Raw genomic sequence first — 22,864 nt, 5'->3', positions numbered from 1 at the left:
GCGCTCGGGAGACCGACATGGACATCCAGACGCCCCTCGCGGCGGCGATCGTCGCCGAACTGAAGTGCCGGGCCGAGGCGAGCGAGCACGGCCTGCGGGTCGCGGCCGGCGAGCCGGATTTCGTGACGCGCGACGGCCGGGTGAACCTCGACGAACGGCATCAGGGCGATCGAGGGCGCCCGGGCGGGCGGTCCCTGATGGTCGGCCACCCGCACGACAGGCCCGCGCCCCCGGGCGAGCCGGAACGCGCCCCCCGGGCGAGAAAGACCGTCCCGCGATGAAAGCCGAGATCCTCAGCCTCCGGACCCTCCACGAGGGCTGGAGCCGCTACTCGCTGGCCCGGGTCCGCCTCGCCGACGGCAGCGAGGCCGAGCGCGAGATCGAGGACCACGGCAACTCCGTGGGCGTGCTGCCCTACGATCCGGTGCGCCGGGTCGCGACCCTGGTGCGGGAGCTGCGGGTGCCCGCCCTCTACGTCGCCGGCGAGCAGAGCCAGCTCGAGGCCCCCGCCGGCCTGATCGACGACGGCACCCCGGAGGACAATGCCCGGCGGGAGGTGCTGGAGGAGGCGGGCCTGCGCCTCGGCGACCTCGACTTCGTCGGCGCCACCTATTCCTGCGGCGGCATCTCGACGGAGCGCATCCACCTGTTCCTGGCCGCCTACGCCGCCACCGACCGGGTGGACGGGGGCGGGGGCGCGGACGGCGAGCACGAGAACATCCGGGTCGTCGAGATGCCGTTGGCCGAACTCGCCCGAATGGCCGATCGCTGCGAGCTGACCGACCTCAAGACCCTGACCCTGGTCCTCGCCCTGCGCGCCCGCCGGCCCGCGCTGTTCTCGGGCTGATCCGAGAGTCTGTCAGGAGTCCTGAACCTGACAGATTCTCGGGTCCTTTCGTCTCGTTTGTCTGTTCGGGATAACCGGTTTCCACGGATCCCCGACAAACGCTAGACCGCGTCGCCGATGACTCCGGCCTCGTCCTGGGCCTGCAGCACGTCGGGGCGGGGCATCGAGATGATGTTGTAGCCGGAATCGACGAAGTGGATCTCGCCGGTGACGCCGCCCGAGAGATCCGAGAGCAGGTACATCGCCGAGCCGCCGACCTCCTCCTGGGTCACCGTCCGGCGCAAGGGGGCGTGCGCCTTCTGGTGGTTGAACATCAGGCGGGCATCGGCGATGCCGGCCCCGGCCAGGGTCCGCATCGGGCCCGCCGAGAGGGCGTTGACCCGGATGCCGTCCGGGCCGAGGTCGCCCGCGAGGTAGCGCACGGAGGCCTCGAGGGCCGCCTTGGCGACCCCCATGACGTTGTAGTTCGGCATGATCCGGGTCGAGCCGCCATAGGTCAGCGTCAGGAGCGAGCCGCCGCGGGGCATTCGCTTGGCTGCGCGCTGGGCGATCTCGGTGAAGGAGAAGCAGGAGATCGTCATGGTCCGCGAGAAATTCTCGCGGGTGGTGACGTCGACGTAGCGGCCCTTGAGCTGTCCCTTGTCGGAGAACCCGATGGCGTGGACGACGAAGTCGAGGCCCTCGGGGAAACGCGCGTCCAGGGCGGTGAACAGCGCGTCGACGCTGGCGATGTCCTCGACATCGCAGGGCAGGACGATGTCCGAGCCGACGGAGGCCGCCAGCGGCGTCACCCGGCGCCCGAGGGCGTCGCCCTGGTAGGTGAAGGCCAGCTCGGCCCCGTGGCGGTGCAGGACCTTGGCGATGCCCCAGGCGATCGAGTGATCGTTGGCGACCCCCATGATGAGGCCGCGCTTTCCCGCCATCAAACCCGTCATGCACGTCCCCCGGTCGCGGATCCTCGGGTCCCTCGGACCCGTCATCGTTGGTGGGAGGCTTAGCGCGGGGGTCGTGGCCCTGTCCAATCCGACCGGAGCCGAAGGCACTTTCGCCGAAACGCAAAGGCCCTGTCGGGCGGGAGCCGCGACGGGGCCTTTGGGTGCAGGCGGGGCGGCGCGACGGCTAGAAGTAGCCGTCGGTGTCGCAATTGGCGCGGTCGATCATGACTTGCTTGATGTAGACGGCCGTGGTCCCGGCAAGGGCGAGGCCGCCGACGGTTCCCAGCGTGAACCACAACATGGCTGTGCCTTCCAGCAATCCCAAGAAACAAGGAACGGCGGAAGGTCTCTCCAGTTCCTTAACGGGCCGGGCCGGACGTTAAGCCCGATCCAGATCCGTCGCCCTCAGGCGTCGACGTGCTTGAGGACGAGCGTCGCGTTGGTGCCGCCGAATCCAAAGGAATTCGACAGGACGTGCCCGAGCTTGGCTCCGTCACGACGCTGGCGCAGGATCGGCATATCGGCGAAGGCCGGGTCGATCTCGTCGATATGGGCGCTCTCGCAGATGAAGTCGTTGTTCATCATCAGCAGCGCGTAGATCGCCTCCTGCACGCCCGTCGCGCCGAGGGAGTGGCCGGTGAGGGACTTGGTGGCGGCGATCGGCGGACAGTCGTCGCCGCGCCCGAAGACCTCGCGGATCGCCTCGATCTCCTTGTCGTCGCCCACGGGCGTCGAGGTGGCGTGCGGGTTGATGTAGTCGATCCTGGCGCCCTTCAGGCCCTCGATCGCCTGGCGCATGCAGCGGACTGCGCCCTCACCGGAGGGGGCGACCATGTCGTGCCCGTCCGAGGTGGCGCCGTAGCCGGCGATCTCGCCGTAGATCGTCGCGCCGCGCGCCCTGGCGTGCTCCAATTCCTCGAGCACCAGCACGCCGGCACCGCCCGCGATGACGAATCCGTCGCGGTTGGCGTCGTAGGCGCGGGACGCCCGGGCGGGGGTGTCGTTGTACTTGGAGGACATGGCGCCCATGGCGTCGAACAGCACCGAGAGCGTCCAGTCGAGGTCCTCGCAGCCACCCGCGAAGATGATGTCCTGGCGCCCGCCCTGGATGACCTCGGCAGCGTTGCCGATGCAGTGGTTCGACGTCGCGCAGGCCGAGGAGATCGAATAGTTCACGCCCTTGATCTTGAACCAGGTCGCCAGGGTCGCCGAGGCGGTGGACGACATGGCCTTGGGCACGGCGAAAGGGCCGACGCGCTTGGGACCCTTGTCGATCGCGATGGCGGCGGATTCGACGATGACCTTCGTGGACGGCCCGCCCGAGCCCATGATGATGCCGGTGCGATCATTGGAAATGTCGCCCGCCTCCAGGCCGGCGTTCCGGATCGCCTGGTCCATGGCGACGTGGTTCCAGGCGGTGCCGCCGCCGTGGAAGCGCATCGCGCGCCGGTCGACGACGCCCTCCGGGTCGAGGGTGGGGCGGCCCTCGACCTGGCTGCGAAAGCCGTGCTCAGCGTAGGAGGCCGAACGCCCGATGCCGGACTTGGCCTCGCGCAGAGAGGCGAGGACTTCCTCGGTGTTGTTGCCGATGGATGAGACGATGCCCATCCCGGTGATCACGACACGCCGCATGGACACGATGCTCTCCGCCGCCGGGGCTTGTTCTTCGCGGTGCTTGTTCTCGAGACGGCACCTTCGCGTGGATTCAGGTAGGACTCGGGCGTCCCGATCTCAACCGCGTCGGGCTCAGCCGCCCGCCGCCTGGGCCTGGAACAGCGCGACGCGCAGGTCCTTGGCCTCGTAGATCCGGGTGCCGTCGGCCTCGAGCCAACCGTCGGCGATGCCGAGCACGAGCTTGCCGAGGCGCACCCGCTTGATGTCGATGCCGTAGACGACCTTGGTCACCGTCGGCAGGACCTGGTCGGTGAACTTGACCTCTCCGACGCCGAGCGCCCGGCCGCGGCCGGGGGCGCCGAGCCAGCCGAGATGGAACCCGACGAGCTGCCAGAGGGCGTCGAGGCCGAGGCAGCCGGGCATCACCGGATCGTTCTTGAAGTGGCAGCCGAAGAACCAGAGGTCCGGTCGGATGTCGAACTCGGCCAGCACGTGGCCCTTGCCATGGGCGCCGCCCTCGGAGCCGATCGAGACGATGCGGTCGAACATCAGCATCGGCGGCAGGGGCAGCTGCGCGTTCCCGGCGCCGAACAGCTCGCCACGGCCGCAGGCGAGCAGTTCCTCGTAGGAATAGTGCGAGGCCCGCTGGGGCGCGGCGGTCGCCGGGGCGGTGCCCGACGGAGCGTTCGGATCGGAAGCGGAAGACATGATGAGCGGATCGGTCCTCAGGGTTGGGTCCGGGGCGCGCGTGGCCCCCTCGGCGTCGCGCCACCGGCGCCGGAACGGACACGGCACGGGCCGATCCGGCCGGCGCTGCGGCGTGAAATCGGCGCTTCGTTAACACAGGGCTTGTGCGCCTCAAAGCTGTCCGCCCGCTCGAAGCGTCCCAATCCGCGGCCGCCGCTCGGAGGCACGACGGGACGGAGGGGGCCGCCGCGTAGGGCAGGGCCAGCCCCGCGTGCGGCTCGGGTTGCGATGCGGCAGCGGGTTCCGTATACATATCCGCTGAGTTTCCCGTTTTCCGCGTGGGATGTTTGTACGCCCGATGTCGAACCTTCTGCCCCTGCAGGCCGTGCTGAACGCGCGGGCCTCCGTTCCCGGCGGCGACATGGCCGCCGGCCGTCGCGGTTGCCCGCTGTCGGATCTGCGCGATCGCCTGCGCCGGGCGGGCCTGCGCCCGACCCGCCAGCGCCTGTCCCTGGGCTGGCTGCTGTTCGGCCGCGGCGATCGCCACCTCACGGCGGAAATGCTCTACGACGAGGCGATGCGCGCCAAGGTGCCGGTGTCGCTGGCCACCGTCTACAACACCCTGCACCAGTTCACCGAGGCCGGCCTCCTGCGTCAGCTCGCGCTCGACGGATCGAAGGCCTACTTCGACACCAACCCGAGCGAGCACCACCACTTCTTCCTCGAGGACGAGGGCCAGGTGTTGGACATGCCCGATTGCGGGATCACCGTGGATTCCCTGCCGGACGCCCCCGAGGGCATGGAGATCGCCGGCGTCGAGGTGATCGTCCGCCTGCGCCGCCGTGGCCCGGTCGCCCGCAAGGCCTGACCGCCGGCCGAATCCGCACGCACCGTCATCGAGGCCCGGGCAACCGGGCCTTTTTCTTTGGCGCGGTGCCCTGACGCGCCGCGCAACGATGGCGCGCCTCGCGAAGTTATCGCCGGCGCGCCGTTCTCCCATCCCATCGAAACCGGACCCATATGGCCCCCACTCGCATCGTCTGCGTCCGCCACGGCGAATCGACTTTCAACGCCGCGCACCGCCTGACCGGACAGGATCCCGGCCACGTCGACGCCCGCCTGACCGAGCGGGGGCAGGGCCAGGTCCGGGCGGCCCGGGCGGCCCTGCACGACATCCCCTTCGATCTGGTGGTGACCTCGCCCCTGACCCGGGCGATCCAGACAACCCAGGGCATCTTCGGCGACCATCCGAGCCGCCCGCGCATCCTCGTCGAGGTCCTGCATCGGGAGTGCCAGGAAAGCAGCTGCGATGTCGGCCGGGCCGCCTCGGTGCTGGCCGCCGAGTTCCCGGACGTCGCCGTCGACCATCTGCCGGAGATCTGGTGGCATGCCGAAGGCGCGCCCGACGCCCGCGGCGTGCATATCGAGCCGCGCACCCTCTTCGACGCCCGCGTCCTCGGCTTTCGCGACTGGCTCGCGGCTCGGCCCGAGCACAGCATCGCGGTGGTCGGCCACGGCACCTTCTTCTATCACCTGACGGGCGTCTGGCTCGACAATTGCCAGACCGTGACCTTCGACCCGATGGCGGCGCCAGCCCCGGTCTGAGCCGGGCTCTACGCGAGCCCCGACCGCGCGGCGTCCAGGCGCCGCTGCACCAGCGCGCGCTCGAGAGGCGCCGCCCGGCGGCCGATCTCCAGGGCTTCGTCGAGGATCGCCACGGCGCTCGCCCAGACCTCCGGCACGAAGGCCGCGGCACCCTCCGCGACCTCGGCCGCACAGCGCGCATCCGCGAAGGCCTTCCCGGCGGCGGTGGCGGCCCGGGAGACCGCCGCGGCCCGAGCGCCCTGCCTCCAGGCCCCGCGCTGCGAGGCCTCCTGCGCCCGCGCGCCGCCCTGCCAAGCGGCGTCCCGGGCGACCACCCGGGCCCGGTCCGAATCCGCGGCCCCGTCGCAGGCCGCGGCCAGGGTGGGCAGGCCCGCCAGATCCAGGAGGGGCGGCAGGATGCGACGGACGCTCGCCAGGGCGAGGAAGGCGACGCGCTCGGCCTCCACGGCCGGGACGTCCGCCGAGCCGGAGAGCCGCAGCACGAAGGCCATCAGGCGCGGCCGCTCGGCATCGGGCATCGCATCGTTCAGGCCGAGGGCGTAGGCGGACAGGAGCGGCGAGAAACAGGGCGGGCAATCGGCCGAGGCGCGGATCGCCCGATAGGGCAGGCCGGCGGCTACGATCGCCGCCTCGTTGATGCAGGTGCCGCCATCCGGACCGGGAAAATCGTGCGAGCCGGCCAGCAGCCGCCAGTTCAGGATATGCTCGAAGCCCGCCGCCATGCCCGCGCTCTCTCCGTCTTCGGATCGCGAGAGTGCCACGGCCTCACGGGCTTGGCGAGGGAGAGCTTGGCGAGGGAAGGCTTGGCGAGGGAAGGCTTGGCGAGTAAGGGCGCCAGAGGCGTCAGCCGCCGAGATCGGCCGCGAGTCCGGCCAGCATGGCGAGGCCGAGCACCAGCACGAAGGCGCCGGCCAGGAGTTCGAGGCCGCCGACCGCGAGCACCCCGGCCCGTCCGCGTCCGCCCGCGAGGCGCAGGGCGAAGGCCTTGGCGAAGACCGCGAGGCTCGCCAGCGTGCCCGTGGTCAGCGCGGTGCCGAGGGCCATGGCCAGGGTCGCGGCGATGCCGGCGGCCAGCAGGCCCTGCGAGGCGGAGAAGACCAGGATCAGCACCGCCCCGGCGCAGGGGCGCGTGCCCGCGGCCAGCACGACACCGGCGCGCTCGCGCCACGAGTCGAGCCGGGCCAGGGCCGCGGCATCGTTCAGGTGGACGTGGCCGCAGCCGGGGGCGCAGGCCGGATCGGTGCGGCCGGCCAGTCGGCCGGCCTTGCGCCAGGTGACGCTGAGGCCGAGGAGCGCCACGAGGGCGAAGCTCACGGTCTCGATCACCGTGCCGGCGCGGGTCATGCCGGCGGCGGTGGCGCCGAGCACCAGGGTCCCGATGCCCACCAGGGCGATGGCGACCAGGGCCTGGAGCAGGGCGGCGGCGAAGCTGAGGCTGAAACCGCGGGTGAGGGCCCGCTCGCCTGCGACGATGTAGCCGGCGATCACCGCCTTGCCGTGGCCCGGTCCGGCGGCGTGGAAGACGCCGTAGGCGAAGCCGAGGAGCATCATCGGCCCCCAGGCGCCGCCCGCCTTGAGGGACTGCACCGCGGCCTGGAGGCTGCGGGAGAAGCTCGCCTGCAGGGCGAGGATCCGGCCCCCGATCCCACTGGCGGACGGGGTGGCCTCGCGAAACCCGATGCCGAAGGGCGAGCGCGGCGGCGGCGCGGTGACGCTCGGGCTCACCAGCCAGGCGAGGCCGGCGACGATCAGGGTCGCGAGGGCGACGGCCGCCAGGACGAGGAGGACCTGCCGGGCGAGGCGGGACCGGCCGTCCGGGCGGGCGGCGTCGAGGGCGGTGCCTACGGACACGCGACGATGATCCGGTTGGCGAACTGGACGCCGTAGTTCGAGGCCGAGGTCAGCGCCTCGAAGAACGCCTCCGACATGCCCGGTTTGGCATCGCCGGGCTTGGCATCGGCGGTCTTGGCGTCCGGGGTCTCGGTCTTGGGTCGGGTAAGGGTGGCGGCGCAGCCGGTCGGCGCCCCGGCGAGGCGGGCGGCATCCACGCCCTCCGCCAGGCTGAAGGCGACGAAGAAGGTCGGGTCGTAGACCTCCAGGGCCGTGACGCCGCGGCCCTGCGCCACCGGCGTCTTCAGGGGCAGGAGGAAGCTCAGGGTCAGCTTGTCGCCCTCCATCGCCATGCGGGGCTCGACGGGATCGGCGAAGGCCTGCTCCTTGCCGCCGACCTTCATTTTCGTGAAGTAGGCGAATTCGGCGAGGTTGGCGGTGTTCTCGGCGGCGAGGCCTGCGAGTTCGTCCGGCGTCACCTGGCCGTCGTTGTTCGTGTCCAGCCCCTGGGTCACGAAGGCCGAATACGAGGCATCGAAGGTCCAGGCGTGGCGGACGCCGGTGACGCGGCCGCCCTCGCCGTAGGCGATCTCGGCCTTGGTGGTCACCCAGACGTGGGGATGCGCCTGGGCGGGGAGCGCGGACAGGGCGGCCCCGAGGGCGGCTCCGGCCAGGGCGGCGAGGCGGAAAAGCGAGGCGGTCGGCATGGCACGGGACGCTCGCGAGTCAGGGTAAAGACTTTGTAAAGCCGCGCCGGCCGCGGGGTCCGTCGCTGCGGACCGGTCTCCCGCCTCACTGGGGCAAAAGCGAGGCGTCGGCCCACGGGCGCTTGTGCCTCCGGACCACGCGCCCCGGGACCTTTGAGGCCGTGTCGCGCAGGCGGGCGGGAGCGACGCCGAGCGCGCTCGGCCCGCAGCCGGCCGGGGTCAGTCTCGCCGGGTCAGAGCGGCGATCTCGGCACGCTCCTCGGCGCTGAGGCCCGCGGCGGCCGCGGCCGGGCGGCGGCGGGACAGGCGCCAGAGCCCGAACAGGCCCAGGCCGATCACCGCGACCGGGGTCAGCCACAGGAGCAGGGTGTGCAGGGCGAAGACGGGGCGCAGCAGCACGTACTCGCCGTAGCGCCCGACCACGTAGGCCTGGACCTGCTTGTCGTCGTCGCCGGCGGTCAGGCGCTCGCGCACGATGAGGCGCAGGTCCCGGGCGAGGGGAGCGTCGGAATCGTCGATGGACTGGTTCTGGCAGACGAGGCAGCGCAGGCCCGACGAGATGTCCCGCGCACGCGCTTCCAGGGCCGGGTCCTTCAGCACCTCGTCCGGCTGGACCGCCAGGGCGCCGCCGACGGAGGCCAGCGTCAGCCCGAGCGCCAGGGCGAGGTGCGGGAGCACGGCCCGGCTCATTCGGCGGGGGCCATGCCGGGCGGGACGGGCTTGGCCCGTGCCCGCGCCGGGGCGCCGACGCGCATGCGCCGGTCGGTCAGGGAGATCGCGCCGCCCAGCGCCATCACCACGGCGCCGAGCCAGATCAGCAGCACGAGGGGCTTGTAGTAGAGCCGCAGGCCGATGGCGCCCTCCGGCAGGACCTCGCCGAGGCTGGCATAGACCTGGCTCGCGCCGATGGTCAGCAGGCCGGATTCCGTCACCGTCATCTTGCGGCTCGGATAGAACCGCTTGCCGGTCTCCACCGTGCCCACGAAGTCGCCGCCCGCGTTGCGGATGGTCAGGAAGGCGGTGGTCTCGGCGTAGTTCTCGCCGGTGCGCGGACCGACCCGGTCGAGGGTCGCCACGTAGGGGCCGGAGGCGAGGGACTCACCGGGCTTCAGGGTCTTCAAGCCTTCCGTCGCCCAGCCCTGCGCGGCGATGCCCAGGACCACGACGCCGACGCCCGCATGGGCCATCGCGGTGCCCCAGGCGGAGCGAGGCAGGCCGGCGGCGCGGCGCCAGATCGCGGCGCCGCGGGCGCGGTTGCCGCCGTAGCCGCGGGCGCGGGACACGATCTCCATCGCGGAGCCGATGACGAGGTAGGCGCTGAGGCCGATCCCGACGGGTGCCATCATCGGGCCGCCCCAGGTCAGGGCCGTCACGGCGAGGCCGACAACCAGCGCGGCGGCCAGGGCCGCGAACAGGCGCTGCGTCGCCGCGTGCACGTCGCCGCGCTTCCAGGCCAGGGTCTGGCCGAAGGGCACGATGAGCAGCAGCGGGATCGCCAGGGGCACGAAGGTGTAGTTGAAGAAGGGCGGCCCCACCGAGATCTTCTCGGCGGTCAGCATCTCCAGCAGCAGCGGGTAGAGGGTGCCCACGAAGACGGTGGCGCAGCCGGCGGCCAGGAACAGGTTGTTCATCACCAGCGCGCCCTCGCGGGAGATCGGCGCGAAGATGCCACCCTGGCGCAGCATCGGCGCCCGCCAGGCGAACAGGGTGAGCGAGCCGCCGATGAACAGGATCAGGATCGCCAGGATGAAGACGCCGCGGGTCGGGTCCGTGGCGAAGGTATGGACCGAGGTCAGCACGCCCGAGCGGACGATGAAGGTGCCGAGGAGCGAGAGCGAGAAGGTGAGGATGGCGAGCAGCACCGTCCAGACCTTCAGGGCGTCGCGCTTCTCCATCACCACGGTGGAATGCAGGAGGGCGGTACCGGCGAGCCAGGGCATCAGCGAGGCGTTCTCGACCGGGTCCCAGAACCACCAGCCGCCCCAGCCGAGCTCGTAATAGGCCCAGTACGAGCCCATCGCGATGCCGAGCGTCAGGAAGCTCCAGGCGATCAGGGTCCAGGGCCGCACGGCCCGGGCCCAGACCGCGTCGATGCGCCCGTCGATCAGCGCCGCGATGGCGAAGGCGAAGGTGATCGAGAAGCCGACATAGCCGACGTAGAGGAGCGGCGGGTGCACCGCGAGTCCGAAATCCTGGAGCAGCGGGTTGAGGTCGTTGCCCTCCACCGGGGCCGGGCTCACCCGGGTGAACGGGTTCGAGGTCGTGATGATGAACAGCACGAACACGAAGGTGATCAGGCCCTGCACCGCCAGGGTGTTCGCCCGCAGGGTCGGCGGCACGGACTCGCGGGAGACCGCCACCAGCGCCCCGAACAGGGCGAGGATGAGGACCCAGAGCAGCATCGAGCCCTCGTGGTTCCCCCACACGCCGGAGATCTTGTAGAGGAAGGGCTTGGCCGTGTGGGAGTTCTCGATCACGTTGAGGACCGAGAAGTCCGACATGACGTGGGCGTAGGTCAGCGCCCCGAAACTGAACAGGATGCAGGCGAAGGCGCCGAGGGCGGCGGGCGTCGCCACGGCCCGCAGGGCCTGGTCGCCCGAGCGGGCGGCCCAGACCGGCATCACCGCCTGGACCAGGGACAGGGCGAGCGCCAGGGCGAGCGCGAAATGGCCGACCTCGATCAGCAAGGCGGGGTGTCCTTCCAAGGGAGGATGTGCCGCGGGACGCGGGGCCGACGGGGGACGGGCCGGGGCGCGCGGGGCATCATCGCTCGCTGCGCTGGCCGAGAGTCTTGTCGCCGGCGACCGTCTGGGCCTCGGGGGCGGCCGCAGCGGGCTTGTCGACCAGGCCCTTGCCCTCCTGCCACCGGCCCTGCGCCTTGAGGGCGTCGGCGACCTCGCGCGGCATGTAGGATTCGTCGTGCTTGGCCAGAACCGTGTCGGCCCGGAACAGGCCGCCCGGCAGCAGGGTGCCCTCGGCGACCACCCCCTGGCCCTCGCGGAACAGGTCGGGCAGCAGGCCGCGGTACTGGACCGCGATGGTGGCGTTGGTGTCCGTCACCGCGAAGTCGACGGTCTGGTCCGGCCCGCGCTGGAGCGAGCCGTCCTTCACCAGGCCGCCCAGGCGGAAGCGCGTGCCCGGGGCCACGGTCTGCGCGGCCACCTCGGTGGGCGAGCGGAAGAACACGATCGACCCGCTCATGGCCGACAGGATCAGGCCGAGCGCCAACGCCAGCACGGCGCCGCAGGCGGCGATCAGGATCAGGCGGCGGCTCTTGCGGGTCACGTGGGCAGGATCCCGGTTGATGGCTGAGACGGTGGGGCGGCGCGCGTTCCGCGCCGGACCGCCCGGCGGGGTTTCTTGCAGGTTCCGGTGTCGGCCGGGGCGCCACCCGGGTCAAGGGCCGGGGCCGGGACCGATTGTCAGGGGCTCAAGGCTTTGCCGCCGCATTGCCGGGCTTCGCACCGGGCTGGAGGCTGAGCTCGCGCGACAATTCGCCGAGCCGCTCCATGGCCGCCGCATCGGGGCTCAGGGCCATGCGAGCCCGATCGAGGGCCTGCAGGGCGCGCTCGCGCTCGCCGAGCACGCTGTAGGAGCGGATGAGGCGCAGCCAATCGTCGACGCTGCCGCCCTTGGCCGCTAGGCGGCGGTCGAGACCCGCGACCATGCCGCGGATGGCGGCGTCGCGCTCGGCCACCGGCATCGCCTTGACGGCCGCGACGGCGGCCTCCGTGCCGGCTCTGGCGGCCTCGTCGGAGGCCGAACCGGTCCGGGCGGGAGGAGCGGAGGGCGTGGCCGCGGCCGCATCCGCGGGGGCCGCGGCCAGACCGGCCTCGGCGGCGATCGCGTCGAGGCGGGTCTTCGCCTCGGGATCGTCGCCCAGGGCCTTGCGCGCCCGCTCCAGGGCGTCCTTCGCCTTGTCGCGCTCCTGGAGCACCCCATAGGAGCGCACGAGGCGCAGCCAGTCCTCCAGGCTCCCGCCCCGGTCGGCCAGGCGCTTGTCGAGGCTGTCGACCATGGCGCGGATGGCACCGTCGCGGCTCGCCGGGGGCAGGGCCTGGAGGGCGGCCGCGGCGCCGGCTTCGGGGGCCTTCGTCTCGCCGGGCGCGGCCTCGCCCTTCAGGCGCGCCAGGTTCTCGCGGACGAGGGGCAGCCAGGGGGCGTCAGCCGGCGCCGCGTCGGCCATGGCCTGGAGGCGCTGGATCGCCTGGGGAATGTCGCCGTCGAGCTCGGCCGCCCGCGCCAGGTAGAATTTCGGCTTGGCGACCTGCCCGTCGAGGTCGACCGCCCGCTGGAAGATGGCCTTGGCCTGGGGCGTGACCGCGCCGTTGGCCGCCGCCACCAGGGCCTCGCCCCAGTCGGACAGGCGCTGCGCCGTCTCGCCGAGGATGCGGGTGGCGGCCTCGTAGGCATGGGCGGCGTCGTCGAAGCGGCCCATCCGCATGTAGACGGGGGCGAGCACGGACCAGCCGCGCCCGTCGGTGGGATCGGCCGCGAGCCGCGCCTCGATCTGGCCGATGGCCTTGAGCAGGTCCTGGTCGCCGCTCTGGGCGGACTGGCGCTCCGCCGCCCTCTGAGCCGGCATGTGCGGCGAGCCGTAGAGACCGTAGGCGATGAGCGCGACCAGGGGGATGGTGGAGAGGGCGAAGGCCGAGGCCGCCCGGCGCTGGCGCAGGGCCGGCTCGGCGATGTCCTGGGCCGCCGGGACGCCGGCGCGATTGGCGCGCAGCAGGCGCCGGGCCGCCTCGGTGCGCGCGGCCTCCGCCTCGGGGGGCGCGATCAGGCCGCGGGCCTCGTCGCGCTCGATCTCGCGGAGCTGGTCCTCGTAGAAGCCCGTCTCGGTGGCGAGGCCACCGCCCTCCGGCGGGGCGGCGGGATTGGCCCGGCGCGACATCGGCCAGAGCAGGGCGAACACCGCCGCGCCGGTCATGACCGCCAGTATGAACCAAAGTGCCGTCATCACGCCCCGAACGCTGCCCCGCTTGCATGTAGACGCGGGCCCCCGCCGGCACGATGCAGGCCTCGGGCGACACGGTGTCACGCGCAGCACGTCGGGGGGAGGACGCAACCCTAGAGCATGACGGCTTGCGGGGAAACCGGGTCCCGGGATCCCGGCCGGGGATCGGCGGCCCTCACGCCGCTGCACGGCGCTCCGCGAGTCCGCGGCTCAGTGCGGGGCCACGCCGGCCGGCGCATCGCCCGGCACCTCGATCACCGCCCGCAGGCCGCCCAGCGTCGCCTCCTCCAGGCGGAAGCGGCCGCGATAGAGGGCCGCGAGATCGGCCACGATCGAGAGGCCGAGCCCGGAGCCGGGCTTGGTCTCGTCGAGGCGGCGGCCGCGCCCGAGCACGTCCGCCCGGTCCTCCGGGGCGAGGCCCGGGCCGTCATCCTCGATCGCCACGAGAAGGTGGGGATAATCGTTCTTGCCCACCGCCTCGGCGCGGATCGCCACGCGGCCGTGGGCCCATTTCGAGGCGTTGTCGACGAGGTTGCCGATCATCTCCTCGAAGTCCTGGCGCTCGCCCCGGAAGCGCAGGCCGGCCGGCACGTGGACCTCGTAGGCGATGTCCTTGTCGCGGTAGATCTTGCCGAAGGTGCGCACGAGGCCGGCCAGCGCCGGCTCGACCTCCGTGGAGGTGCCGAGGGTGCCGGCGAGTGCCGCGGCCCGGGCGCGGTCGAGGTGGTAGTTCACCTGGTCGCGCATCACCGCGGCCTGCTCGCGGATCTTGGTCGCGAGGTCGTCGGGCGCATCGGCGGCGCCGACCTCGTTGACGATGATCGAGAGCGGGGTCTTCAGGGCGTGCGCGAGGTTGCCGACCTGCGTCCGCGCCCGCTCCAGGATCTCCCGGTTGGTCTCGATGAGAAGGTTCACCTCGCCCGCTAGGGGGGCGATGTCGCGCGGATACTCGCCGGTGATGCGGTCCGATTCGCCCCGCCGGATGGCGCCCAGCGCCGTGCGCAGCTTGGCGAGCGGCGCGAGGCCGAAGCGGATCTGCAGCAGGGTCGTCAGGGCGAGCGACAGGCCGAGGAGCCCGAAGGTGACCATCAGCGAGAAGCGGAAGCGGTCGACGTCGTTCTCGATCTCGTCGGCGGGGCCGGCCACCCGCACGGTGTAGCGGCCCTCCTCGCCGAGATCGACGTCGCGCTCGATGATGCGCAGGCGGCGCTCGTCCTGGGCCCGGCCGTAGCCCTGGCGGATCTGGCCGATGCCCGCCTTGCTGTCGGGGGTGGCGGCAGCCTTCAGGGGCACGCCCACCAGGGAGCGCGAGGTGCGCAGGTCGCGCGGCTTCGCGTCGGGCCGGCCGATCTGCCAGTACCAGCCCGACAGGGGCAGGTCGAAGCGCGGATCGCTCAGGGTGAAGGACCGGCTCTCGGGGTCGTTGGGCGAGACGAGGTCGGTGGCGAGGTTGTTGGCGTAGACCAGCAGGCGGCTGTCGAAGGCGCGCTCGGTGTTCTCGCGGTACAGGGTCGTGAGGATCCAGGCGGCGATGAGCAGGATCGCCGAACTCGCCAGCAGCGCCGAGGTGGCGAGGCGCACCGCGATCGAGCGGCGGCGCATCGGGAGCCAGGAGGGGGAGGGAATCATGCTGGCCAAAGTCTGGGTTGCAGCCGATCTGCGTTGCAGCCGAAAATCAACGCGACGGCCGAGGATGTGCCGCCGCCGATCGCACGGGCCTTGGGGTGGTCGCCTGAGATTTCGATCGACTCCGGCTTGACCGGCACGCCCATTCTAGCCTGGGCGCAGGCCCGTGTCTCACCATGACTCGATCCGTATAATCCGCAGAATACGGATCTGTCTCCGCTTGTTGTCGAGGCTTGGATCGGCATGAACCTGTTCAAACTGATCGATACGGATGCCACCGACTTCGCCAAGCGCGCAGGATTCGATCAGGACGAGGCGATCCGTAACCCGGTCGTGATCAGCAAGAACGGGCGCCCGAAGACGGTCCTCGTGGCCTATGACGAATTCATCCGCCTGCGCGAACGCGACCGGCGTTCGTTCACGATCGATGATATCCCGGACGACATCGCCGACGCGATCCTGAGCGCCGAGGTCCCGAAAGGCCTGACGGACACGGATTAGCGCAGGTCTCCGACCATGGTCCCGGGCGAGCCGCCGATCGCCGGAACCGTGATCCGGTACGCGTTCCTCTGGTCGGACGAGAGTCGCGAGGGTTTGGAATCGGCGCGGAAGGACCGACCCGCCGTCCTGGTCATCGCACGCAAACCCACGGACGGAAGCTGCATCGTGGTTCCGATCACCCATCGGGAGCCCGAGGGCCGAACCGTCGGCCTGTAAATTCCCGCGGAGGTTTGCAAAAGCGTGGGCCTCGATGACCGGCGACAGTGGTTCATCGTGTCCGCGGGCAACGATTTCGTTTGGCCGGGCCCGGACCTACGGTCCATTCCCGACCACGACCCGGCGAGCGTGATCTACGGAACCGTGCCGCGGCGCTTCTTCGCCCTCGTGCTCGCGCACATGCAGACCCTGATCCGGGCGAGGCGGCTCGCGGTGAGTCCGCGTCGTTGAGATCACACCCGCGGCGCGGGCTGGTTCGGGTCGACGAGGTAACCGAGGCCCCGCACGGTCTGGATCAGGTCGACGGCGAGCTTCTTGCGCAGGCGGCCGACGAAGACCTCGATGGTGTTGGAATCGCGGTCGAAATCCTGGTCGTAGAGGTGTTCGGTCAGTTCGGCCCGCGAGACCACCCGGCCGGTGTGGTGCATCAGGTAGGAGAGCAGGCGGTATTCGTGGCTGGTCAGCTTGACCGGGTTGCCGTCAACGAAGACCCGGCCCGAGCGGGTGTCGAGCACCACCGGACCGCAGGCGATCTGGCTGGTGGCGTGGCCGGCCGCGCGGCGCAGCAGAGCGCGCACGCGCGCCATCAGCTCCTCCATGTGGAAGGGCTTCGTGACGTAGTCGTCGGCCCCGGCATCGAAGCCGTCGACCTTGTCGGACCAGCGGTCGCGGGCGGTGAGGATGATGACCGGGGTCTTGATGCCGGCCCGGCGCCACTTCTGCAGAACGCTGACGCCGTCGGTCTTGGGCAGGCCCATGTCGAGGATGATGGCGTCGTAGGGCTCGCTCTCGCCCAGATAGCCCCCCTCCTCGCCGTCGAAGGCCTTGTCGGCGACGTAGCCGGCCTCCTCGAGGGCGTTCACCACCTGCCGGTTGATGTCCCGGTCATCCTCCACGACGAGCAACCGCACGGTCCCGAACTCCTACGATGATGGCCCGGACCCGCGGGTCGGCGCGGCGCGCACGTTAGACGTCTCCGCGCCGGCGCGAAACGGCTTCCGGCCGAAAGCCTTCACGGTCCGCTGACCTGCCCGGTGGTGGCATCGACGACGACGTGGACGAACTGGCCGTCCCGGCGCAGGGCCGTGAGCAGGTAGACGAGGGTGTCGTCGCTCCGGCACAGGCGGGCCCGCTGGATCTCCGCGCGGGGAATCACCTGGCGGGCGGCGCGGATGGCCGCCACCGGGGCGATCACCCGCTTCTCGGCGACGGCCTCGCGCAGGTCCGCCGGACTGAGACAGGTTTCGCTGCGGGGCATCGCGATCAAGGGCGCCGAGACCGCGCTGGTGCCCGTCGTCGTCTCCTCCGCGAACGTGTCGATCGAACCCGTCGCGAAGCCCGCGACGGTCAGTCCGATCAACACCAGGGCGAGGAGGATGCGCATGCGATGACGTTTAGGAAGGATGCACTGAATGTGCCCTGAATGCCGACCCAAGCCCAACCTCGGCCATTCGGTTCCCGCCGGGCTCCCGGGGGCTCGCGGCTCAGGCCGGCCCGGGGGCCTGGGCGGCGAGGCGCGCGAGGGTCGCCCGGAGCGTCGCTCCGACCAGGGCCTGGCCGTCGATATGCGCGAGGGCGGCCCGCCGCAGGGCCTGGGACGAGCGGTCGAACCCCGTCCGGGCGGCGTGCAGGCGCAGGGCCGCCACCCGGCGGCGGTCGCGGCGGCGATTCAGCAGGAGGGCGAGGCGGTCCATGGCGGTGTCCTCAGGGGCGCGGCCGGATCTCGGCGAGCCGGCGCAGGATGTCGTCCAGCTTCTCCCGCGCCCGCTCGTCGTTGCGCTCGACGCTGCGCGCGAGCTCGGCGATCACGCGGGCGAGGTCGTCCAGCACCCGGGTCCGGCTCTCCAAGGCGGCCGCCACGGCGGCATGGCTCTGCGACGCCCGCTCGAGGGCGGTGGCGGTGGCGCCGGTATCCCCGAGGCGCGCCTCCTGGGCGCGCACCGAGTCCCGGTGGAGATGGAAGCAGGCGAGGCCGAGGAGGACGGCGACGATCCATCCCGCGCCCTCCTGCGAGACGAGCAGGTGCGCGGCCTCCAGGGCGATCTTCTGCAAGGCCCCCTCCCTCGTGAGATTCCCCCCGCCCGCGGACCCCGTCCGTCAGGCCGGGCGGTGCGCCCGCGCCGCCCGGAGCGCGGGCAGAAGCGTGTTGGCGACCGTGGCCTCCTCCGCCAGGGGCAGGCTGCGAAACACCTTCTCGCCGAGGCCGTCGACGCCGCCTGCGGCCCGGATGAGCCAGCCCGGAGCCGCGTCGAGGCCGCGCTGGACCGCGCCCGCGATCACCAGCGATCCCATCGGGACCGTTGTAGTGTGACTCGAAATCTTATCTCCCTTTATCCGCTAAGTCATTGATGTCACGTAATACGGAGACTCATATCTTTATGTCCGCTTTTTGATTTCTATCGTTCCAAACGCCCAAGTGACTCATATCGCAATTTCTTTGTTTGGCCTGCCCCCGGGAAGGTGGTCCTCCCTGAGGTACGGCTCTGAGTCGTGTTGGAGTTGACCCCGTTTGTGGTCCACGACCTACCCAAGTTCTCGGGCTGTGACAGCTTGGTTGGCGAAGGCTCGGGGCGTCAAGCCGCCCAGGGCCGTATGAGGTCGGTCGAAGGAGGGTATGGCACAACAGCCGGCGAGACGGGGCCGGAAGAACCAGTGCTTTCCACCGTGCCAGCGAGCACGCTTTGGGTGACTTGGTTCCGGTCCGCGAACTTCCATACGGGCCCGCAGCCAACGGCTGCAGCAGAGGCCGGATAGATGGCGGCAACCGACACCGTGCCTACACACTAAAAGCCACTTGCGTTCCAGGAGGCGTCCACAGATGGAAACGGACCCTGACCCTTCACACTGAAGCAGATGGGGTGGATGGCTCCCGCTCCGACTGACGGCATCTCGGTGCCAAGATGTGGTTGCTGTCGAAGCAGCAGCGACGCAGATGTAGGAGCCATCCCCATGGAGATCACCACCGTCGGCATCGATCTGGCCAAGAGCATCTTCCAGGTTCACGCCGTCGATGCAGCTGGGCAGGTCGTCGTTCGCAAGGCGCTGAGGCGGGCGCAGGTTGTGCCGTTCTTCGCCAAGCTGCCGCCCTGTCTGGTCGGCATGGAGGCGTGCGGAACGTCCTACCACTGGGCCCGGGAACTCATCAGGCTCGGCCATGACGTGCGGCTGATGCCGCCCGCTTACGTGAAGCCGTATGTGAAGCGCGGTAAGACCGATGCGAACGATGCCGCCGCCATCTGCGAGGCGGTGACGCGCCCGAGCATGCGGTTCGTGCCGGTGAAGTCGACCGAGCAGCAGGCGGCGCTGGCGCTGCACCGGACGCGCGACCTGCTGGTCAAGCAACGCACGCAGTTGGTGAACATGATCCGCGGCCTGCTCGCCGAGTTCGGGATCGAGATGGCGCGGGGCCTGCGCCATGCGCTCGAACTGGCGGCCCGGCTCTCGGCCGGAATCGCGGCCGAGGTGCCACCCCTGGCCCAGCGGGTGGTGACCGGGCTGGCCGATCAGATCGGCGCCGTGCAGATCCAGCTCACCCGGCTGGAGAAGGAGTTGTTGGCTTGGCATCGGGACAGCGACCTGTCGCAGCGCCTGGCGACGATTCCGGGTGTCGGCATCGTCTCGGCGACCGCGCTGGCCGCTTCGGTGAGCGAGCCCGAGCGCTTCCGCAACGGTCGACAGTTCGCCGCCTCGTTGGGGCTGACACCGCTGCAGAACTGCAGCGGCGGCAAGGAGCGCCTGGGCCGTATCTCACGCATGGGCGATCGCTACCTGCGCCGCCTGCTCGTGGTCGGCATGACCTCTCTGGTCCGGCGCGCGAAGGCGACGCCGACTTCGGTCGACCCGCGGCTGCCGGCGCTGCTGCAGCGCAAGCCGGTGCGCGTAGTGACTGTTGCGGCGGCCAATCGCACGGCGCGGGTCGCCTGGGCGATCATGACCCGCGGCGGCACCTACCGCGCACCAGCGGCCACGGCCGCCTGACAGCACGGCAAGGAGATTTTCAGGGTTGCGAGGACGATGAGAGTTGATGGCGAACCGGTCAGACCGGGAGCCGGGACACCCCGCCGAACGTCCAGGGCGTCATAGCCCGCAAAGCAGAGTGGGACCCAGCTCGCGGATACCATCAGGGCCAGCGGTCACATGAACGACTGCATCAATAGGCCGGACACAAGACTGCACCCGACCAGCGCGTCAGAACCTCAATTCGCCCCTTGCAATGCGGGAGCCATCCACACAGGACGGTTGCTGGAGTGCGAAAATACCTGTGTTCGGCTGCATCCGATCCTCCGGCTCATGGCTAGCGCTCTTGATGCCGCCTTCGCGGCAGATGGAGAACGCCATGCGACTGAGCCTCATCGCCATTACCCTGCTGGCCGGCACCTGTCTTGGAACCGCCGCGCGTGCCGAGACCGTTGCGGCACTCGTCGGCGATGCCACGCTGGCGCATGTCGACACGGCCGCGAAGAAGGTCACGAAGACGGTGACGATCACCGGGATCGGCGGCAGCGTGCTCGGCATCGACGTGCGGCCGGCCGACGGCATGCTCTACGCCGTAATCTCGGATGGCAGCGTCGTCACGATCGATCCGATGTCCGGCAAGGCCGCGGCCAAGTCGAAGCTCGACACGATGCTGGCCGCTGGCACAGCGGCAACGGTCGACTTCAATCCCGTGGCCGACCGCCTGCGCATCATCGGCTCCGACGGCACCAACCTTCGCGCCAATGTCGATGACGGCAAGGTGACGAAGGACGGCCAGCTCAAGTTTGCCGAGGCCGACAGCATGAAGGGCAAGACCCCGAAGGTAACGGCTGGCGCCTACACCAATGCCTTCAAGGGCACGAAGGAGACGGCCCTGTTCGATATCGACGCCTCCGGCGCGCTGCTGAAGCAGGCCCCGCCGAATGACGGCATCCTGAACACCGTCGGCATGCTCGGGATGTCGGGCGAGGCCGTGGCCTTTGACATCCTGTCCGATGGCCAGGGCGGCAACCAAGCCTGGGCAATGGCCGGCGACACACTCTACAAGGTAGATCTCGCGACCGGGAAGGGCGAGATGGTCGCTAAGATCATGGGCGTGTCCGGCAAGGTCCGTGACATCGCCATTCTCCCCAAGATGTAGCATCGCTCCGCCACTGCAGGACCGGCCCGGCGGCCGGTCCTTCCAATCGCCGGGAGGGTCATGAAGCCGTTCGATCACGCCTCCGCGTTGGAAGGCTGCGCCCGGGGGGATCCGACGTCGCTGCGGCGTCTCTACGACCAGGAGGCCGGGTTCCTGCTCGCTATCGCGCTCAGGATCGTGCGGCGGCGTGATGTTGCGGCCGACGTCTTGCACGATGCCATCATGGACATCTGGGAGCGCGCCGGCACATTCGACCGCAGTCGAGGCGCGGGCCGTGCCTGGATCACCAGCATCGTGCGACACCGCGCGCTCAAACACATCCGGGTCGTCGGACGGGAGACGGACCTCGACGCGGCCGCGGCGACAGAGATCGCGGACGACGCGCCCGATCCGTTCGCGATCCTGGCGACATTGCAGGACGGGGCACGCCTCCATGGTTGCCTTGCGCAGCTTGGCGCCGAAAGGCGGGCGGTGATCCTGCTCGCTTATATCGATGGACTGTCGCAGTCCGAGATCGCCGAGCGTCTGGGGACGCCGCTCGGGACCGTGAAGGCATGGGTCCGCCGCAGCCTCATCGCCTTGAAGGATTGCCTGTCATGATCCCGAGCCAGCCGGAAGACCGCGACGTCCTGGCGGGCGAATACGTCCTCGGCCTGCTAGACCCGGCAGCCATGGCGGAGGTCGAGCAGGCCCTGGGTTCGGATGCAGATCTGGCCCGCCGCATCGCAGTCTGGGAAGAGCGGTTGCTTCCGGCCTCCGCGGCCCTCGGGAAGGCCGATGTCGATCCGGCACAATGGGCGCGGATCGAGCAAGCTCTCGCGACGCGCCGGCAGACGCTCGACCCGACCACGGCTCCCTCCCTCACGCGGGTACGACACGGTGTGTTGAGGGCGGCGTGGCGCAGCCCTGCGCTTTGGCGGGCCTCCACGGGCCTCGCCACGGCCGCCGCGATCCTTCTGGCGATCCTGCCGAACCGCGTCGGGGCGCCGGGCGAGAGCCCGACGCGGTACTACGCGATCCTACAGAGTCGCGACGCCGCCGGGCAGGAGAGCGGGCCGGGATGGCTCATCCAGGTCTCCCAGAACGGCACCGTCCAGTCTCTGCCGCTGGCTGACGTGCGGCCAGGAAGCGGGCGCGCGCTGCAACTCTGGACCCTGTGGGATCAGGCGCGCGGTCCGGTCTCCCTCGGCGTGCTGCCCCCGGGCGGAGCGCTCCGCCTGCCGCCGGAGCGGCTGGAAGCCATCGGCGACGGGCAGCTCTTCGAGATCACGCTGGAACCCGAGGCGGGTTCGCCGATCGGTCGCCCGACAGGTCGGATCCTGTTCATCGGCCGCGCGAAGGGGGCGGCAACACAGGACCTGTAGCGGGGCGATCGCGGTGCCCAAAGGAGCTCGTTCGCGTTCGAGGCGAGTTGTTAGAACGCACTGCCGTCGTTGCTTCGACACTCCGATCACAAGCGAACCGCCGCACGTTCAACCCGATCCGATCGGAGAGTGAGCAGGCGGGGCCATACCCAAATTTGCTGCACGAACCGTCATGCGCCCTCCACCGAAAGCAGTCGTTCGTCGATCCGTGAGGTGGGCAGCAGTGTCACATCTGCGGGCCTTTTTCCGATCGTTGGGAGAGGGGCCGACTCCGGTGCAAGACCGAGCTTCGATACTGGCAGCCCCGATCTCGTCAGGTCGAAATCGCTCGCTTACCCCAAGGTCGAGATTTGGCTCGGCGGCTTACCGCCAGCGGCTGAAACTTTTCGCCGACCAGGTCCGTAATGATACGCAAGGATCGGATCGTGCCGAGGCCAAAAGCCTTGATGTGAGCGCGCGATGACTATTGCGTATAAATTTAGTATATAGAAGTATTTTTTCAATTATTTAAGGAACAACGATAAGATTATGCTGTTGCCCCGTGGGTTGGATAAGATGTTCACCTCCACAGGAGATCCCACATGAAGAAGTTCACCCTTGCGCTGACCGCCTTGACCGCCCTCGGCGGCATCGCCCTCGCCGCCGGGTCGGCCACCGCCGCCCCGATGTCCGTCAACGGCCTGCAGTCCGAGAGCGGCATCACCCAGGTTCGCATGGACCGCAGTGAGCGGATGATGATGAAGAAGCGGATGATGCGGAAGCAGATGATGAAGCGTCGTATGATGAAGAAGCGGATGATGAACCGCGGCATGTGATCGTAAGCCGTTGACGCCTCCGGAGGTCCCGACGCAGGGGCCTC

At 70.3% G+C, this 22,864-nt stretch carries 27 protein-coding genes; 11 read left to right on the top strand and 16 right to left on the bottom strand.

From position 1 onward, the window contains the following. The first annotated feature begins 17 nt into the window (after positions 1 to 17). Together ASG51_RS21100 and ASG51_RS21095 are read left to right on the top strand one after the other, a co-directional pair. Complete coding sequence (locus tag ASG51_RS21100) at positions 18 to 281, top strand: hypothetical protein (protein ID WP_156389806.1); 264 nt, start codon at positions 18 to 20, stop codon at positions 279 to 281. Further along, the gene (locus ASG51_RS21095) at positions 278 to 847 is read left to right on the top strand and encodes an NUDIX hydrolase (RefSeq protein ID WP_056382871.1); all 570 of its coding nucleotides are present in this window, start codon (positions 278 to 280) and stop codon (positions 845 to 847) included. Before ASG51_RS21100 ends, ASG51_RS21095 begins: the two co-directional genes overlap by 4 nt. A gap of 101 nt (positions 848 to 948) precedes the next feature. Here the strand turns inward: ASG51_RS21095 and fabI are convergent, their stop codons facing one another. From fabI to fabA, 3 genes are all read right to left on the bottom strand, one after another. Continuing rightward, positions 949 to 1,782 (bottom strand): enoyl-ACP reductase FabI, encoded by an 834-nt coding sequence (fabI, locus tag ASG51_RS21090; protein ID WP_056211878.1) that lies wholly within the window; start codon positions 1,780 to 1,782, stop codon positions 949 to 951. A gap of 405 nt (positions 1,783 to 2,187) precedes the next feature. Next, positions 2,188 to 3,414 (bottom strand): beta-ketoacyl-ACP synthase I, encoded by a 1,227-nt coding sequence (gene fabB / locus ASG51_RS21085; protein ID WP_056211879.1) that lies wholly within the window; start codon positions 3,412 to 3,414, stop codon positions 2,188 to 2,190. Between the two features lie 114 nt (positions 3,415 to 3,528). Then, a complete protein-coding gene (gene fabA / locus ASG51_RS21080) occupies positions 3,529 to 4,104 on the bottom strand; it encodes a 3-hydroxyacyl-[acyl-carrier-protein] dehydratase FabA (protein ID WP_056211882.1) in 576 nt (191 codons plus the stop codon). Between the two features lie 337 nt (positions 4,105 to 4,441). Here fabA and irr point away from each other — a divergent pair, with 337 nt between their 5' ends. Together irr and ASG51_RS21070 are read left to right on the top strand one after the other, a co-directional pair. Further along, positions 4,442 to 4,951: a Fur family transcriptional regulator Irr gene (gene irr / locus ASG51_RS21075; protein WP_056211884.1), complete on the top strand. Its 510-nt coding sequence runs from the start codon at positions 4,442 to 4,444 to the stop codon at positions 4,949 to 4,951. Positions 4,952 to 5,103: 152 nt separating this feature from the next. Then, a complete protein-coding gene (locus tag ASG51_RS21070) occupies positions 5,104 to 5,688 on the top strand; it encodes a histidine phosphatase family protein (RefSeq protein WP_056211886.1) in 585 nt (194 codons plus the stop codon). Positions 5,689 to 5,696: 8 nt separating this feature from the next. Here ASG51_RS21070 and ASG51_RS21065 read toward each other — a convergent pair whose 3' ends face one another. The 8 genes from ASG51_RS21065 to ASG51_RS21030 all read right to left on the bottom strand — a co-directional run bounded on the left by ASG51_RS21065 (position 5,697) and on the right by ASG51_RS21030 (position 14,811). Next, complete coding sequence (locus tag ASG51_RS21065) at positions 5,697 to 6,410, bottom strand: hypothetical protein (protein WP_056382869.1); 714 nt, start codon at positions 6,408 to 6,410, stop codon at positions 5,697 to 5,699. 121 nt (positions 6,411 to 6,531) lie between these two features. Continuing rightward, positions 6,532 to 7,539 carry a nickel transporter gene (locus ASG51_RS21060; RefSeq protein WP_056350960.1) on the bottom strand — a complete coding sequence of 336 codons (1,008 nt, stop codon included), beginning with the start codon at positions 7,537 to 7,539 and terminating at the stop codon, positions 6,532 to 6,534. Beyond that, on the bottom strand, positions 7,530 to 8,225 hold the full coding sequence (locus ASG51_RS21055) for a DUF1007 family protein (RefSeq protein ID WP_056382867.1): 696 nt from the start codon (positions 8,223 to 8,225) through the stop codon (positions 7,530 to 7,532). Before ASG51_RS21055 ends, ASG51_RS21060 begins: the two co-directional genes overlap by 10 nt. Before the next feature lie 219 nt (positions 8,226 to 8,444). Next, positions 8,445 to 8,915 carry a cytochrome c-type biogenesis protein gene (locus ASG51_RS21050; RefSeq protein WP_056277367.1) on the bottom strand — a complete coding sequence of 157 codons (471 nt, stop codon included), beginning with the start codon at positions 8,913 to 8,915 and terminating at the stop codon, positions 8,445 to 8,447. Further along, entirely contained in the window at positions 8,912 to 10,912 is a 2,001-nt protein-coding gene (locus ASG51_RS21045; protein WP_056382865.1) for a heme lyase CcmF/NrfE family subunit, read from the bottom strand. The genes ASG51_RS21050 and ASG51_RS21045 overlap by 4 nt, the downstream gene beginning before the upstream one ends. Before the next feature lie 76 nt (positions 10,913 to 10,988). Then, a complete protein-coding gene (gene ccmE, locus ASG51_RS21040) occupies positions 10,989 to 11,510 on the bottom strand; it encodes a cytochrome c maturation protein CcmE (protein WP_056211898.1) in 522 nt (173 codons plus the stop codon). Positions 11,511 to 11,655: 145 nt separating this feature from the next. Continuing rightward, positions 11,656 to 13,185: a c-type cytochrome biogenesis protein CcmI gene (gene ccmI, locus ASG51_RS21035; protein WP_056382863.1), complete on the bottom strand. Its 1,530-nt coding sequence runs from the start codon at positions 13,183 to 13,185 to the stop codon at positions 11,656 to 11,658. A gap of 207 nt (positions 13,186 to 13,392) precedes the next feature. Next, positions 13,393 to 14,811, bottom strand: a complete 1,419-nt coding sequence (locus ASG51_RS21030; protein WP_056382861.1) for a sensor histidine kinase — start codon at positions 14,809 to 14,811, stop codon at positions 13,393 to 13,395. Positions 14,812 to 15,051: 240 nt separating this feature from the next. Here ASG51_RS21030 and ASG51_RS21025 point away from each other — a divergent pair, with 240 nt between their 5' ends. Together ASG51_RS21025 and ASG51_RS21015 are read left to right on the top strand one after the other, a co-directional pair. Then, positions 15,052 to 15,309 carry a type II toxin-antitoxin system prevent-host-death family antitoxin gene (locus ASG51_RS21025; RefSeq protein WP_056382860.1) on the top strand — a complete coding sequence of 86 codons (258 nt, stop codon included), beginning with the start codon at positions 15,052 to 15,054 and terminating at the stop codon, positions 15,307 to 15,309. A 240-nt stretch (positions 15,310 to 15,549) separates the two neighbouring features. Beyond that, positions 15,550 to 15,756: a hypothetical protein gene (locus ASG51_RS21015; protein WP_056382856.1), complete on the top strand. Its 207-nt coding sequence runs from the start codon at positions 15,550 to 15,552 to the stop codon at positions 15,754 to 15,756. A 2-nt stretch (positions 15,757 to 15,758) separates the two neighbouring features. On the opposite strand, the gene ASG51_RS21010 is transcribed toward ASG51_RS21015, so the two are convergent. From ASG51_RS21010 to ASG51_RS20990, 5 genes are all read right to left on the bottom strand, one after another. Further along, positions 15,759 to 16,436 (bottom strand): response regulator transcription factor, encoded by a 678-nt coding sequence (locus tag ASG51_RS21010; protein WP_056211908.1) that lies wholly within the window; start codon positions 16,434 to 16,436, stop codon positions 15,759 to 15,761. A 101-nt stretch (positions 16,437 to 16,537) separates the two neighbouring features. Then, positions 16,538 to 16,909 (bottom strand): PepSY domain-containing protein, encoded by a 372-nt coding sequence (locus ASG51_RS21005; protein ID WP_056211910.1) that lies wholly within the window; start codon positions 16,907 to 16,909, stop codon positions 16,538 to 16,540. A gap of 100 nt (positions 16,910 to 17,009) precedes the next feature. Then, on the bottom strand, positions 17,010 to 17,219 hold the full coding sequence (locus ASG51_RS21000; protein WP_056382854.1) for a hypothetical protein: 210 nt from the start codon (positions 17,217 to 17,219) through the stop codon (positions 17,010 to 17,012). Positions 17,220 to 17,229: 10 nt separating this feature from the next. Next, positions 17,230 to 17,577 (bottom strand): hypothetical protein, encoded by a 348-nt coding sequence (locus ASG51_RS20995; protein WP_056277385.1) that lies wholly within the window; start codon positions 17,575 to 17,577, stop codon positions 17,230 to 17,232. 45 nt (positions 17,578 to 17,622) lie between these two features. Further along, positions 17,623 to 17,805: a hypothetical protein gene (locus ASG51_RS20990; protein ID WP_244480219.1), complete on the bottom strand. Its 183-nt coding sequence runs from the start codon at positions 17,803 to 17,805 to the stop codon at positions 17,623 to 17,625. A gap of 669 nt (positions 17,806 to 18,474) precedes the next feature. On the opposite strand from ASG51_RS20990, the gene ASG51_RS20985 reads away from it, so the two are divergent. The 5 genes from ASG51_RS20985 (at position 18,475) to ASG51_RS20965 (ending at position 22,820) form a co-directional block, all read left to right on the top strand. Then, positions 18,475 to 19,503, top strand: a complete 1,029-nt coding sequence (locus ASG51_RS20985) for an IS110 family transposase (protein ID WP_056382852.1) — start codon at positions 18,475 to 18,477, stop codon at positions 19,501 to 19,503. Positions 19,504 to 19,861: 358 nt separating this feature from the next. After that, complete coding sequence (locus tag ASG51_RS20980) at positions 19,862 to 20,641, top strand: DUF4394 domain-containing protein (protein WP_056383009.1); 780 nt, start codon at positions 19,862 to 19,864, stop codon at positions 20,639 to 20,641. 60 nt (positions 20,642 to 20,701) lie between these two features. Beyond that, a complete protein-coding gene (locus ASG51_RS20975) occupies positions 20,702 to 21,241 on the top strand; it encodes a sigma-70 family RNA polymerase sigma factor (protein ID WP_056382850.1) in 540 nt (179 codons plus the stop codon). Beyond that, a complete protein-coding gene (locus ASG51_RS20970) occupies positions 21,238 to 22,005 on the top strand; it encodes an anti-sigma factor (RefSeq protein ID WP_056382848.1) in 768 nt (255 codons plus the stop codon). The genes ASG51_RS20975 and ASG51_RS20970 overlap by 4 nt, the downstream gene beginning before the upstream one ends. A 581-nt stretch (positions 22,006 to 22,586) precedes the next feature. After that, positions 22,587 to 22,820: a hypothetical protein gene (locus tag ASG51_RS20965; protein ID WP_056382846.1), complete on the top strand. Its 234-nt coding sequence runs from the start codon at positions 22,587 to 22,589 to the stop codon at positions 22,818 to 22,820. The last annotated feature ends 44 nt before the right edge of the window (positions 22,821 to 22,864 follow it).

This window comes from Methylobacterium sp. Leaf465 (assembly GCF_001424705.1).
Lineage (GTDB): Bacteria > Pseudomonadota > Alphaproteobacteria > Rhizobiales > Beijerinckiaceae > Methylobacterium.
The sequence above is the reverse complement of the archived record's forward strand: the minus strand, read 5'-3'. Positions and strand labels throughout refer to the sequence as shown.